Here is a 13,135-nt window from a genome sequence, read left to right on the forward strand (position 1 = left end):
AGGAGAGCGCTATGCGCACTGTCGTTTTGCGTCGCGGTCTGGTCGCTCTGTTTGCTGCGGCTGTGTCCTTCGGCGCCATCACTCAAGCCCAGGCCGAGAGCCTGCGCATCGGTTACCAGAAGTACGGCACCCTGGTGCTGCTCAAGGCCAAGGGCTCCCTTGAAAAGCGCCTGGCTGCCCAGGGCGTGCAGGTGCAGTGGACTGAATTCCCCGGCGGCCCGCAGCTGCTCGAGGGCCTCAACGTGGGCTCCATCGACTTTGGCGTGACCGGCGAAACCCCGCCCGTGTTTGCCCAGGCCGCCGGTGCCGACTTGCTCTACGTGGCCTACGAGCCGCCGGCCCCCACCAGCGAGGCGATCCTGGTGCCCAAGGGTTCGCCGATCCAGTCGGTGAAGGAACTCAAGGGCAAGAAGGTCGCCCTGAACAAGGGCTCCAACGTGCATTACCTGCTGGTGCGCGCCCTGGAAGACGCCGGCCTCAAGTACACCGACATCACGCCGGTATTCCTGCCGCCAGCCGATGCCCGCGCCGCGTTCGAGCGTGGCAGCGTCGACGCCTGGGTCATCTGGGACCCGTACCAGGCCGCCGCCGAGCAGCAGTTGCAGGCACGCACCCTGCGCGATGGCAGTGGCATCGTCGACAACCACCAGTTCTATCTGGCCACCCGGCCCTATGCGCAGCAGCACCCTGAAGTGATCGCCGCGCTGGTGGACGAGGTGCGCGCGGTGGGCGAGTGGTCCAAGGCCAACCCGCAGGAGGTCACCGACCAGGTGGCGCCGCTGCTGGGCCTGCCGGCCGACATCACCCTGACCTCGGTCAAGCGCCAGGGCTACGGTGCGCATTTCCTGACCCCGGACGTGGTCACCGCCCAGCAGAAGATCGCCGACACCTTCCATACCCTGAAGCTGATTCCCAAGCCGCTGAGCATCAAGGATGTGATCTGGACGCCACCGGCCAAGGTCGCCACCGCGCCTTGACGTTCGACCGCACCGGGGCGCCGCCCCGGCTTGCGCCACCCCTTAGGAGACAACTCCAATGAGCCTCAATGTTTTCTGGTTTCTGCCAACCCACGGCGACGGTCATTACCTTGGCACCGCCGAAGGTGCTCGCGCTGTCGATCATGGTTACCTGCAACAGATCGCCCAGGCCGCCGACCGTCTGGGCTTCGGTGGCGTGCTGATCCCTACCGGCCGCTCGTGCGAAGACTCGTGGCTGGTGGCCGCGTCGCTGATTCCGGTGACCCAGCGCCTGAAGTTCCTGGTGGCCCTGCGCCCGGGAATCATCTCGCCGACCGTGGCGGCGCGCCAGGCCGCGACCCTCGACCGCCTGTCCAATGGCCGTGCGCTGTTCAACCTGGTGACCGGTGGCGACCCGGAAGAGCTGTCCGGCGACGGCCTGTTCCTCAGTCACGAAGAGCGCTACCAGGCCTCGGTGGAATTCACCCGCATCTGGCGCCGCGTGCTGGAAGGCGAAACCGTCGACTACGATGGCCAGCACATCAAGGTAAAAGGCGCCAAGCTGCTCTACCCGCCGGTGCAGCAGCCACGCCCGCCGCTGTACTTCGGTGGCTCGTCGGAAGCGGCGCAAGACCTCGCCGCCGAACAGGTCGAGCTGTACCTGACCTGGGGCGAGCCACCGGCCGCCGTGGCCGAGAAAATCGAACAGGTGCGCGCCAAGGCCGCCCAGCAGGGCCGTAGCGTTCGTTTCGGTATCCGCCTGCACGTGATCGTGCGCGAGACCAACGCCGAGGCCTGGCAAGCGGCCGAGCGCCTGATCTCGCACCTGGACGACGACACCATTGCCCGTGCCCAGGCCTCGCTGGCGCGCTTCGACTCGGTGGGCCAGCAACGCATGGCTGCGCTGCATGGCGGCAACCGCGACAACCTGGAGGTCAGCCCCAACCTGTGGGCCGGGGTCGGCCTGGTGCGTGGCGGTGCCGGCACCGCGCTGGTCGGCGATGGCCCGACCGTGGCTGCACGGGTCAAGGAATACGCCGACCTGGGTATCGACACCTTCATCTTCTCCGGTTATCCGCACCTGGAAGAGTCCTACCGCGTGGCCGAACTGCTGTTCCCGCACCTGGACATCCAGCGCCCCGAGGCCCCGGCCGGTGCCAACTACGTAAGCCCGTTCGGTGAGATGGTCGCCAACGACATCCTGCCCAAAGCCGCGGCCAAGGCGTGAGGATCGAAGCATGAAACGATCCTCCATTCCCTTGTCGCATCGCCTGGCGCCGTGGGCCCTGCCCGTGCTGCTGCTGGCGGTGTGGCAGCTGGCGGTCAGCGCCGGCTGGCTGTCGACGCGCATCCTGCCAGCGCCGAGCGCGGTGCTCAGTGCCGGCGTGGAGCTGGTGCGCAGCGGCGAAATCTGGACCCACCTGGCCATCAGCGGCTGGCGCGCCGCGGTCGGCTTCGTGATCGGCGGCAGCATCGGCCTGGCGCTGGGCTTCATCACCGGCCTGTCGAAGTGGGGCGAACGCCTGCTCGACAGCTCGGTGCAGATGATCCGCAACGTGCCGCACCTGGCGCTGATCCCGCTGGTGATCCTGTGGTTCGGCATCGACGAGTCGGCAAAGATCTTCCTGGTGGCCCTGGGCACCCTGTTCCCGATCTACCTGAACACCTACCACGGCATCCGCAATGTCGACCCGGCGCTGGTGGAGATGGCCCGCAGCTATGGCCTGAGCGGTTTTGCGCTGTTTCGCCAGGTGATCCTGCCCGGTGCGCTGCCCTCGATCCTGGTGGGCGTGCGCTTCGCGCTGGGCTTCATGTGGCTGACCCTGATCGTGGCCGAAACCATCTCGGCCAACGCCGGCATCGGCTACCTGGCGATGAACGCCCGCGAATTTCTGCAAACCGACGTGGTGGTGCTGGCGATCGTGCTGTACGCCGTGCTCGGCAAGCTCGCCGACCTGGCCGCCCGTGGCCTGGAGCGTGTATGGCTGCGCTGGCACCCGGCCTATCAAGTCAGCAAGGGAGACGGCGCATGACCGTGCTCAAGGAACAACCGCCACGGCTGCTGCGCGGAATACCGCTGGCCGTGCACAAGCTGCAAAAGACCTTTGGCCAACGCCAGGTGCTGCGCGATATCGACTTGCACATCCCGGCGGGCCAGTTCGTTGCCATCGTCGGCCGTAGCGGCTGCGGCAAGAGCACCCTGCTGCGTCTGCTGGCCGGGCTCGACCAGCCCAGTGCCGGCGAGCTGCTGGCCGGTTCTGCGGCGCTCAGCGATGCCCGCGAGGACACCCGGCTGATGTTCCAGGAGGCGCGCCTGCTGCCCTGGAAGAAAGTCATCGACAACGTCGGCCTGGGGCTGACCGGCAACTGGCGCGAGCGTGCGTTGCAGGCGCTGGAGGCAGTGGGCCTGGCAGACCGGGCCAACGAGTGGCCGGCGGCGTTGTCCGGTGGGCAGAAGCAGCGCGTGGCCCTGGCCCGTGCGCTGATTCACCAGCCGCGCCTGCTGCTGCTGGACGAGCCGCTGGGCGCACTGGATGCGCTGACCCGGATCGAGATGCAGCAACTGATCGAGAACCTGTGGCGCAAGCACGGCTTCACCGTGTTGCTGGTGACCCATGACGTCAGCGAAGCGGTGGCCGTGGCCGATCGGGTGATCCTGATCGAGGACGGCGAGATCGGCCTGGACCTGCTGGTCGACCTGCCGCGTCCGCGGGCACGCGGCTCGCATCGCCTGGCGGCGCTGGAAACCGAAGTGCTGAACCGTGTCCTGTCGGTGCCGGGCACCCCGCCCGAGCCTGAACCTGTAGCACCTTTGCCCACGCAACTGCGTTGGGCCCATTGATCTTTCGTCTTTAAAAGGAAACCTGCACATGACCATCAAAGCGATCAACGTACGTAACCAGTTCAAAGGCACTGTGAAAGAAATTCTCGAAGGCCCTGTACTGTCGGAAATCGACGTGCAGACGGCATCGGGCATCGTCACCTCGGTGATCACCACCCGTTCGGTCAAGGAGCTGGAACTGGTGGTGGGCAGTGAGGTGATTGCGTTCGTGAAGTCGACTGAAGTGTCTATCGCCAAGCTCTGAGACCGCGCCGTCTGCATCGCGGGTCAAGCCCGCTCCCACAGGTGTCCCGCCGTTCTCAAGGACGGCGATTACCTTGTGGGAGCGGGCTTGACCCGCGATGAGGCCGTCAGCGTTTGGGCAGAAAGGGCGGCAGGTACAACCCCAGGTACGCATCGAACACCCGCATTCCTTCCTCCGCCATGCGCGGGGTGATCTGTCCGTGCAGCTGCACCGAACGGGCATACACCCGGTCTCCCAGCTCCATCGCCAGGGCAAACACATCCACATCGTCCGGCAACGCCGGCAGCCGGAAGTGCTCGGCAAACAGCTTGTGCATCAGGTCGCCCAGCTCGATATCGTGCTGGCGGTCGGCCTGGGTTACTTCGCTCAGCCCATGCTGCGCCAGAATCAGCTGGCGCGCCGCCGCATCCTGGTTGTAGATGCTCAGCATGCGCTGCTCCACCAGGCGCGACAGGTCGCCCCAGTGCTGCAGGCTGCCAGGCTCGATCGGCGCCTGCAGGCAGGCGCGAAAGGCGCTGTGCACATCCGCCGTCAAGGCTTCGAGCAGCGCCGGCACACTGGCGAAGAAGTGGTACACCGACGAGGGTGGGATCTGTGCGCGTTCGGCCACTGCATAGATCGACAGGCTGGCCACGCCTTCGCTGGCCAGCAGGTCGCGTGCGGCGGCCAGGATCGAGTCGATCCGGGCCTGGCTGGCAGCGCGCGGTTTGCGGGGCGTGGCTGCACGGCTCATGTCAGTTGCTGATCGCCAGGATGCTGGCCTGGTAGGCGCCCACGAACAGGTCGAAATCGACCACGTCCTCTTCGCGCTCCAGGGTGGCCTGGGCCTCCAGCGATTCACGCGCCAGGGCCTCGAAACGCCGCTGCGCCTCGCTGCTCAGCGGCGTGCCGCGCAAGTAGTCGGCATGCGCCTGGCTCTGGCGCAGGGAGAAGCGGCTGAAGCTCTCCTTGTGCTCGGTCATGCTCGCCAGCACCTGGGCCGACGGCGTCAGCGACGGGTCGCTGACCTTGGCCGCCTGCGCGGCCAGGGCCTTGGCGTGCTCGTCGCTGGCGTGGCTGCGGTCGAGCAGTTCGGCCAGCGGGGCGATACGTTGCAGCAGCTCGTCGGCCCACTGCTTGAGCGCGACCGGCTGGCCGTCACGTTGCAGTTCCAGGCCAGGCTTGCGGCCCTGCTTGACCACGCTGAGGAAGTTGCTGGTGCACTGGCCGCACTCGCCATTGTCCAGCAGCGGGCTCTGCTCCAGTGCGCAGAACAGCAGGAAGGCGTCGAGGAAGCGCGCTTCGGTGAGGTCGATGCCGGTGGGCAGGAACGGATTGATGTCCAGGCAGCGCACTTCGATGTACTGGATGCCGCGGGCCATCAGCGCCTGGATCGGCCGCTCGCCGCTGTAGGTCACGCGCTTGGGGCGGATGTTGGAGTAGTACTCGTTTTCGATCTGCAGGATGTTGGTGTTCAGCTGCACCCACTCGCCATCCTTGTGCGTGCCGATCTCGACATACGGCGCATAGGGCGTGGCGACGGCCTTGCGCAGGCTGTCGGTGTAGCTGGCCAGGTTGTTGTAGCACGGCGTCAGGCCGGCCTGGGCGTTGCTCTGGTAACCCAGGTCGCTCATGCGCAGGCTGGTGGCGTAGGGCAGGTACAGGGTGTCGGCATCGAATTGTTCGAGCTGGTGCGCGCGGCCGCGCAGGAAGCCTGCGTCCAGCGCCGGGGAGGCGCCGAACAGGTACATCAGCAGCCAGCTGTAGCGACGGAAGTTGCGGATCAGTGCGATGTACGCCGACGACTGGTAGTCGCGGTCGTCGCCCGCCTGTCCTTCGGCCTGGCGCAGCAGCGGCCAGATCTGTTCTGGCAGCGAAAAATTGTAGTGGATGCCGGCAATGCATTGCATGGTGCGCCCGTAGCGCAGGGCCAGGCCCTTGCGGTACACGTACTTGAGCTGACCGATGTTCGAGGTGCCGTACCAGGCGATCGGGATGTCTTCCTCGGCCGGCAGCGGGCAGGGCATCGACGGGCTCCACAGGTACTCGTTACCGAGCTTGCTGTAGGCGAAGCGATGGATGTTCTCGAGGCTTTCGAGGGTCTGGGCAGGGTCGGCCAGGGCAGGGGTGATGAACTCCAGCAGCGACTCGGAATAGTCGGTGGTGATCTGCTCGTGGGTCAGGGCCGCGCCCAGGGCTTCGGGGTGCGGGGTCTGGGCCAGACGACCGTCCTCGGTCACGCGCAGGCATTCACGCTCGATGCCGTGCAGGCACTGCTTGAGCAGGGAGAGGTTGTCGCCCTGGCCGAGCAGGCTCAGGCGGCGGTTGAGAAGTTCGCTCAAGATGGATTCCTTCACGCGTCAGTCGCCCCAATATGGGGGTGGAAACGACGGTCTACAAGGGTGGACAGAGGAACTGGCGTGGTCGCCTGGTTTTCGCAGGGTTCCGGCAGTGCCCGCGCACTGCCGAAAGTACCGCACATTGGGCATTTGCGGCTAGAGCACGGTGAAGGTGCCCTGGGCCCTGGCCATCAGTTTTTCGCCTTGCAGCACGTCGGCATCGACCACCAGGATGCGCCGCCCGGCCTGCAGCACGCGGGCCACGCACAGCACCTCGCCCTCGCTGACCGGACGCAGGTAGTTGATCTTGCATTCCACGGTGACGCTCTGCTTGTCGAAGCCATGGGCGCTGGAGCAGGCCAGGCCCATGGCGATGTCGACCAGGCTGAAGATCGCCCCGCCATGCAGCTTGCCGCCGCGGTTGCGCAGGTGCGGCTCAAGGGCCAGGGCCACCTCGGCAACGCCCTGGTCGAGGCGTTGCAGGCGACAGCCGAGCAGTTGGCTGAATGCGCTGCGCACCTGCTCTTCGGGCAGGTCGGTCACTTCTTCTTCAACTGCTTGGCGTTGGCGAACAGCGAGGCCATGGCGTTGTTGGCCGGGGCCGGGGTCTCCTTGGCGCGTGCCGGCTGCTGCTGGCGCGGTGCCGAGCCCGGGCGGCTGCCGCGGGCGCCGTCGATTTTCTCGCCCGGGGTGTCGCCCATGCGCATCGACAGGCCCACGCGCTTGCGCGGAATGTCCACTTCCATGACCTTGACCTTGACCACGTCGCCGGCCTTGACCGCTTCACGCGGGTCCTTGATGAACTTCTCCGACAGCGCCGAGATGTGTACCAGGCCGTCCTGGTGCACGCCGATGTCGACGAAGGCGCCGAAGTTGGTCACGTTGGTGACCACGCCTTCGAGGATCATGCCCAGTTGCAGGTCCTTGAGGTCTTCGACGCCTTCCTGGAACTCGGCGGTCTTGAACTCGGGGCGCGGGTCGCGGCCGGGCTTGTCCAGCTCTTGCAGGATGTCGGTGACGGTCGGCAGGCCGAAGGTTTCGTCGGTGAATTTTTTCGGGTCCAGGCGCTTGAGAAAGCCGCTGTCGCCGATCAGCGAGCGGATGTCGCGGTCGGTGTCGGCGGCGATGCGCTGTACCAGCGGGTAGGCTTCAGGGTGCACCGCCGAGGCGTCCAGCGGGTTGTCGCCGTTCATCACGCGCAAGAAGCCTGCGGCCTGCTCGAAGGTCTTCTCGCCCAGGCGGCTGACCTTTTTCAACGCGGCGCGGGTCTTGAAGGCACCGTTGGCATCGCGGTGTGCCACGATGTTCTGCGCCAGGGTGCTGTTGAGGCCCGAGATGCGTGCCAGCAGCGCCACCGAGGCGGTGTTGACGTCCACGCCCACGGCGTTCACGCAGTCCTCGACCACCGCATCCAGGCCACGGGCCAGCTTGAGTTGCGACACGTCGTGCTGGTACTGGCCCACACCGATGGATTTTGGGTCGATCTTGACCAGTTCGGCCAGCGGGTCCTGCAGGCGACGGGCAATCGACACCGCGCCGCGGATCGACACGTCCAGGTCGGGAAATTCCTTGGCCGCCAGCTCGGAGGCCGAGTACACCGAGGCGCCGGCTTCGGAGACCATGATCTTGGTCATTTTCAAGGCTGGGTATTTCTTGATCAGCTCGGCGGCCAGCTTGTCGGTTTCACGGCTGGCGGTGCCGTTGCCGATGGCGATCAGCTCGACCTTGTGCCTGGCGCACAGGGCGGCGAGCACGGCGATGGTCTGGTCCCACTGGTTCTTGGGTACGTGCGGGTACACCGTGGCGGTGTCGAGCAGTTTGCCGGTAGCATCCACCACCGCCACCTTGCAGCCGGTGCGCAGGCCCGGGTCCAGGCCCAGGGTGGTGCGCGGGCCGGCCGGGGCGGCCAGCAGCAGGTCATGCAGGTTGTGGGCGAACACGTTGATCGCCTCGCTCTCGGCGTTGTCGCGCAGCTCGCCGAACAGGTCGGTTTCCAGGTGCGTGTAGAGCTTGACCTTCCAGGTCCAGCGCACCACTTCGCCCAGCCACTTGTCGGCTGGGCGGTTCTGGTTTTTCACGCCGAAGTGCTCGCCGATCATCATTTCGCAGGGGTGCAGGGTGCCGGGCAGCTCTTCGCCGACCTTGAGGCTGGCCGACAGCACGCCTTCGTTGCGCCCGCGGAAGATCGCCAGGGCGCGGTGCGAGGGCGCGCTCTTGAGCGGCTCGTCGTGTTCGAAGTAGTCACGAAACTTTGCCCCTTCCTCTTCCTTGCCGGCCACCAGGCGAGCGCTGAGCACCGATTCCTGCTTGAGGAAGTTGCGCAGCTTGGCCAGCAGGCTGGCGTCTTCGGCGAAGCGCTCCATGAGGATGTACTTGGCGCCTTCGAGGGCCGCCTTGACGTCGGCCACGCCTTTTTCGGCGTCGACGAAGCGCGCCGCTTCGGTTTCCGGGTTCAGCTGCGGGTCGTTGAACAAGCCGTCGGCCAGCTCGCCCAGGCCGGCTTCCAGGGCGATCTGGCCCTTGGTGCGGCGCTTCTGCTTGTACGGCAGATAAAGGTCTTCGAGGCGGGTCTTGGTGTCGGCCAGCTTGATCTCGCGGGCCAGCTCCGGGGTCAGCTTGCCCTGCTCCTCGATGCTGGCCAGGATGCTGGCGCGGCGGTCGTCGAGTTCGCGCAGGTAGCGCAGGCGCTCTTCCAGGTTGCGCAGTTGGGTGTCGTCCAGGCTGCCGGTCACTTCTTTACGGTAACGGGCGATAAAGGGCACCGTGGAGCCTTCATCAAGTAGAGCCACGGCCGCTTCGACCTGTTGCGGGCGGACACCGAGTTCCTCGGCGATGCGGCTGTTGATGCTGTCCATAAAACCACCTGACAATTCGTGAATGCAAAGGCCGCAGGCCGGCGCCACGGGGCGCGCTCGAGCAGGGCGACGCTGGATCAAAGCGGCGCATTATACCCAGCGATCCGGGCTTGCGGGGATCGCGGCGCGCCAGCCTGTCGGGGCATGCCGCTGGCGACTTGGGAAAAATCTGCTAACAATGCACACGGCACGCTCAAATGGCGCCTAAGCCATAATGCCCGCCGAGATTAAAGGAGCTACCCATGAGCAGCACTGCACAACCCGCCGAAGGCGAGAAAATCCTCATCGTCGATGACGACCCGGGCCTGAGCAGCCTGCTGGAGCGTTTCTTCACCAGCAAGGGCTACCGTGCCCGCGCCGTACCCAACACCGAACAGATGGACCGCCTGCTGGCGCGTGAAGTGTTCAACCTGATCGTGCTCGACCTGATGCTTCCCGGCGAAGACGGCCTGACCGCCTGCAAGCGCCTGCGCGGGGCAAACAACCAGGTGCCGATCATCATGCTCACCGCCAAGGGTGACGAGCTCAGCCGCATCAAGGGCCTGGAACTGGGTGCCGACGACTACCTGGCCAAGCCGTTCAACCCCGACGAGCTGATGGCGCGGGTCAAGGCCGTGCTGCGTCGCCAGGCCCCGGTGGTACCGGGCGCACCAGGCAGCGAGGACGAAACCGTCACCTTCGGCGACTACGCGCTGTCGCTGGCCACCCGCGAACTCAAGCGCGGCGACGAAGTGCACATGCTCACCACCGGCGAATTCGCGGTGCTCAAGGCGCTGGTGATGCATGCCCGCGAGCCGCTGACCCGCGACAAGCTGATGAACCTGGCGCGCGGTCGCGAGTGGGACGCCCTGGAGCGCTCCATCGATGTGCAGATCTCGCGTTTGCGCCGCATGATCGAACCCGACCCTTCCAAGCCACGCTATATCCAGACCGTCTGGGGTGTGGGCTATGTCTTCGTGCCGGATGGCAATGCCGGCAAGTGAAGCCTTGTACAGGAGCAGGTCAGCATAGGCAGGGCGCCCCTCGGGTTGCCCTGTTTTTGCCTGTGCCGAAATCCGCAACGCCTGCGAGCCGCGCTCGCTCCTGCCAACCGTGTAGCCGTCGCCCATGAAAACGCCATTGTGGTTCCCCCAAAGCTTCTTCGCCCGCACGCTGTGGCTGGTGCTGGCCGTGGTGCTGTTCTCCAAGGCACTGACGCTGGTGTACCTGCTGATGAACGAGGACGTGCTGGTGGACCGCCAGTACAGCCACGGCGTCGCACTGACGCTGCGCGCCTACTGGGCGGCCGATGAGGAAAACCGCGAGAAGATTGCCGAAGCCGCCGGCTTGAAGCGGGTGGTCGGCACCGGTGTGCCCGAGGGTGAGCAGCACTGGCCCTACAGCGAGATCTACCAGCGCCAGATGCAGGCCGAACTGGGCGAGGACACCGAGGTGCGCCTGCGCATCCATGCGCCGCCGGCGCTGTGGGTACAGGCCCCGAGCCTGGGCGATGGCTGGCTGAAGGTGCCGCTGTACCCGCACCCGTTGCGCGGCCAGAAGATCTGGAACGTGCTGGGCTGGTTCCTGGCCATCGGTCTGTTGTCCACGGCTTCGGCCTGGATCTTCGTGCGCCAGCTCAACCAGCCGCTCAAGCGCCTGGTGTTCGCCGCCCGGCAACTGGGCCAGGGGCGCAGCGTGCGCCTGCCGATCAGCGACACGCCCAGCGAGATGACCGAGGTCTACCGGGCCTTCAACCAGATGGCAGAGGATGTCGAGCAGGCGGGGCGCGAGCGTGAGCTGATGCTGGCCGGGGTGTCCCATGACCTGCGCACGCCGCTGACGCGCCTGCGCCTGTCGCTGTCGCTGCTGGCCAACGAAAGCGACCTGACCGATGACATGGTGCGCGACATCGAGGACATGGACGCGATTCTCGACCAGTTCCTGGCGTTCATCCGCGATGGCCGCGACGAGCCGGTCGAGGAGGTGGACCTCAGCGACCTGGTACGCGAGGTGGTCGCGCCGTTCAACCAGCCCGAAGAGCAGGTGCGGCTGTGCCTGGAGCCGATCCCGCCGTTTCCGCTGCGCCGGGTTTCGATCAAGCGCCTGCTCAACAACCTGATCGGCAATGCGCTGCATCACGCCGGGCAGGGCGTGGAAGTGGCGGCCTATGTCTCGGGTGACACCAGCGCGCCCTACGTGGTGCTGAGCGTGCTCGACCGCGGCGCCGGCATCGATCCGGGTGAGCTGGAGGCGATCTTCAATCCGTTCATTCGCGGTGATCGCGCCCGCAGCGGCAAGGGCACCGGCCTGGGCCTGGCTATCGTCAAGCGCATTGCCGCCCAGCACGGCGGCAATGTGGAGCTGCGCAACCGTTCCGGTGGCGGCATCGAGGCGCGGGTACGCTTGCCCCTGGGCCTGCTGCTGCCACGCGACGCGGTCTAGGGACGCAAGGGCTCAGCCCTTGCCCTTGGTGCGGGTCAGGTTCGGCCCGCCGTTCTTCTCCAGGTGTTCGATGATCATCCCGGCCACGTCCTTGCCGGTGGTGACCTCGATGCCTTCCAGGCCCGGCGAGGAGTTGACCTCCATCACCAGCGGGCCGTGATTGGAGCGCAGGATATCCACGCCGGCCACGCTCAGGCCCATGACCTTGGCAGCGCGGATGGCGGTCATGCGCTCTTCCGGGGTGACCTTGATCAGGCTGGCGGTGCCGCCCCGGTGCAGGTTGGAGCGGAACTCGCCGGGCTTGGCCTGGCGCTTCATCGAGGCGATCACCTTGTCGCCCACCACAAAGCAGCGAATGTCGGCGCCACCGGCCTCCTTGATGTACTCCTGCACCATGATGTTCTGCTTCAGGCCCATGAAGGCCTCGATCACCGACTCGGCCGCCTTGGTGGTTTCGCACAGCACCACGCCGATGCCCTGGGTGCCCTCGAGCACCTTGATCACCAGGGGGGCGCCGTTGACCATCTGGATCAGGTCGGGAATGTCGTCGGGCGAATGGGCAAAGCCGGTGACCGGCAGGCCGATGCCACGGCGCGACAGCAGTTGCAGGGAGCGCAGCTTGTCCCGCGAGCGGGCGATGGCCACCGATTCGTTGAGCGGGAACACGCCCATCATCTCGAACTGGCGCAGCACCGCGCAGCCATAGAACGTCACTGACGCGCCGATGCGCGGGATGACGGCGTCGAACCCTTCCAGCGGCTTGCCGCGATAGTGGATCTGCGGCTTGTGGCTGGCGATGTTCATGTAGGCGCGCAGGGTATCGATCACAACCATTTCATGGCCTCGTTGCGTACCGGCTTCGACCAGACGACGAGTGGAATACAGACGCGGGTTCCGCGACAGCACAGCGATCTTCATGCAACACCTGTGGAGGGGGTAATGGTGGCCGGAGAGGCCGGCTTGTCCTGTACGTATTTGAGGCCCGGGTTGACCACCAGCTGGCCGTGTACCAGGGCCTTGGAGCCGAGCAGCAGGCGATAGCGCATGGCCTTGCGGCAGGCCAGGGTGAACTCCACTTCCCACACCCGGTCGCCGAGCGCCAGGGGCGTGCGGATCACGTAGCGGGTCTGGGCATGGCCATTGGAGCTCTTGATGGTCTTCATCGTCACCAGCGGCGCTTCGCAGCGCCGGTGACGCAGTTGTACCACCGAACCCAGGTGCGCGTTGAAGCGGACCCAGGTTTCACCATCGCGTTCGAAGGTTTCCACTTCGGTGGCGTGCAGGCTGGAGGTGCTGGCGCCGGTGTCGATCTTGGCGCGCAGGCCTGCCACGCCGAGGTCGGGCAAGGCCACCCACTCGCGCAGGCCGATCACGCTCAAATGGTCAAATGTCTTCAAGATGCACAACCTGGGTAAAAGTCGGTGAACTGTAAGCACGCCGCGTATTTTTTGCATCCGCCAGTTACGGTAGTACAGTTCCATGAAACAAATGAATCGGGG

13 protein-coding genes are annotated in these 13,135 nt (G+C 65.9%); 7 read left to right on the forward strand and 6 right to left on the reverse strand.

What is annotated here, in order from left to right:
• Nucleotides 1–11: 11 nt before the first annotated feature.
• Genes QMX96_RS09155 through QMX96_RS09175 form a run of 5 tightly spaced genes read left to right on the forward strand, consistent with a single transcriptional unit; the run spans nt 12 to nt 4,042 of the window.
• Nucleotides 12–977 carry a sulfonate ABC transporter substrate-binding protein gene (locus tag QMX96_RS09155; protein WP_054915910.1) on the forward strand — a complete coding sequence of 322 codons (966 nt, stop codon included), beginning with the start codon at nt 12–14 and terminating at the stop codon, nt 975–977.
• A gap of 58 nt (nt 978–1,035) precedes the next feature.
• The gene (gene ssuD / locus QMX96_RS09160; protein ID WP_078481609.1) at nt 1,036–2,184 is read left to right on the forward strand and encodes an FMNH2-dependent alkanesulfonate monooxygenase; all 1,149 of its coding nucleotides are present in this window, start codon (nt 1,036–1,038) and stop codon (nt 2,182–2,184) included.
• Nucleotides 2,185–2,194: 10 nt separating this feature from the next.
• Complete coding sequence (ssuC, locus tag QMX96_RS09165) at nt 2,195–2,989, forward strand: aliphatic sulfonate ABC transporter permease SsuC (RefSeq protein WP_043861614.1); 795 nt, start codon at nt 2,195–2,197, stop codon at nt 2,987–2,989.
• Nucleotides 2,986–3,798 carry an aliphatic sulfonates ABC transporter ATP-binding protein gene (ssuB, locus tag QMX96_RS09170; protein ID WP_043861615.1) on the forward strand — a complete coding sequence of 271 codons (813 nt, stop codon included), beginning with the start codon at nt 2,986–2,988 and terminating at the stop codon, nt 3,796–3,798. The genes ssuC and ssuB overlap by 4 nt, the downstream gene beginning before the upstream one ends.
• A 28-nt stretch (nt 3,799–3,826) precedes the next feature.
• A complete protein-coding gene (locus QMX96_RS09175; protein WP_043861616.1) occupies nt 3,827–4,042 on the forward strand; it encodes a TOBE domain-containing protein in 216 nt (71 codons plus the stop codon).
• A gap of 106 nt (nt 4,043–4,148) precedes the next feature.
• Here QMX96_RS09175 and QMX96_RS09180 read toward each other — a convergent pair whose 3' ends face one another.
• The 4 genes from QMX96_RS09180 to QMX96_RS09195 form a co-directional block, all read right to left on the reverse strand.
• On the reverse strand, nt 4,149–4,775 hold the full coding sequence (locus QMX96_RS09180; protein ID WP_043861617.1) for a TetR/AcrR family transcriptional regulator: 627 nt from the start codon (nt 4,773–4,775) through the stop codon (nt 4,149–4,151).
• A gap of 1 nt (nt 4,776) precedes the next feature.
• The gene (gshA, locus tag QMX96_RS09185; protein ID WP_282361651.1) at nt 4,777–6,363 is read right to left on the reverse strand and encodes a glutamate--cysteine ligase; all 1,587 of its coding nucleotides are present in this window, start codon (nt 6,361–6,363) and stop codon (nt 4,777–4,779) included.
• 153 nt (nt 6,364–6,516) lie between these two features.
• On the reverse strand, nt 6,517–6,903 hold the full coding sequence (locus QMX96_RS09190) for a PaaI family thioesterase (protein ID WP_052504261.1): 387 nt from the start codon (nt 6,901–6,903) through the stop codon (nt 6,517–6,519).
• The gene (locus QMX96_RS09195; RefSeq protein ID WP_058541685.1) at nt 6,900–9,215 is read right to left on the reverse strand and encodes a Tex family protein; all 2,316 of its coding nucleotides are present in this window, start codon (nt 9,213–9,215) and stop codon (nt 6,900–6,902) included. The genes QMX96_RS09190 and QMX96_RS09195 overlap by 4 nt, the downstream gene beginning before the upstream one ends.
• Before the next feature lie 242 nt (nt 9,216–9,457).
• Between QMX96_RS09195 and ompR the strand changes: the two genes are divergently transcribed.
• The gene (gene ompR, locus QMX96_RS09200) at nt 9,458–10,198 is read left to right on the forward strand and encodes a two-component system response regulator OmpR (RefSeq protein WP_043861620.1); all 741 of its coding nucleotides are present in this window, start codon (nt 9,458–9,460) and stop codon (nt 10,196–10,198) included.
• Nucleotides 10,199–10,322: 124 nt separating this feature from the next.
• Complete coding sequence (locus tag QMX96_RS09205) at nt 10,323–11,636, forward strand: ATP-binding protein (RefSeq protein ID WP_043861621.1); 1,314 nt, start codon at nt 10,323–10,325, stop codon at nt 11,634–11,636.
• Between the two features lie 12 nt (nt 11,637–11,648).
• On the opposite strand, the gene rimK is transcribed toward QMX96_RS09205, so the two are convergent.
• Together rimK and QMX96_RS09215 are read right to left on the reverse strand one after the other, a co-directional pair.
• Nucleotides 11,649–12,554, reverse strand: coding sequence for a 30S ribosomal protein S6--L-glutamate ligase (rimK, locus tag QMX96_RS09210; RefSeq protein WP_043861622.1), 906 nt, complete (start codon nt 12,552–12,554; stop codon nt 11,649–11,651).
• Nucleotides 12,551–13,033, reverse strand: a complete 483-nt coding sequence (locus tag QMX96_RS09215; RefSeq protein WP_054915912.1) for an ATP-dependent zinc protease — start codon at nt 13,031–13,033, stop codon at nt 12,551–12,553. Before QMX96_RS09215 ends, rimK begins: the two co-directional genes overlap by 4 nt.
• Nucleotides 13,034–13,135: the final 102 nt, after the last annotated feature.

The sequence above is a fragment of the Pseudomonas sp. PS01300 genome (genome assembly GCF_029960155.1).
Lineage (GTDB): Bacteria > Pseudomonadota > Gammaproteobacteria > Pseudomonadales > Pseudomonadaceae > Aquipseudomonas > Aquipseudomonas palmensis.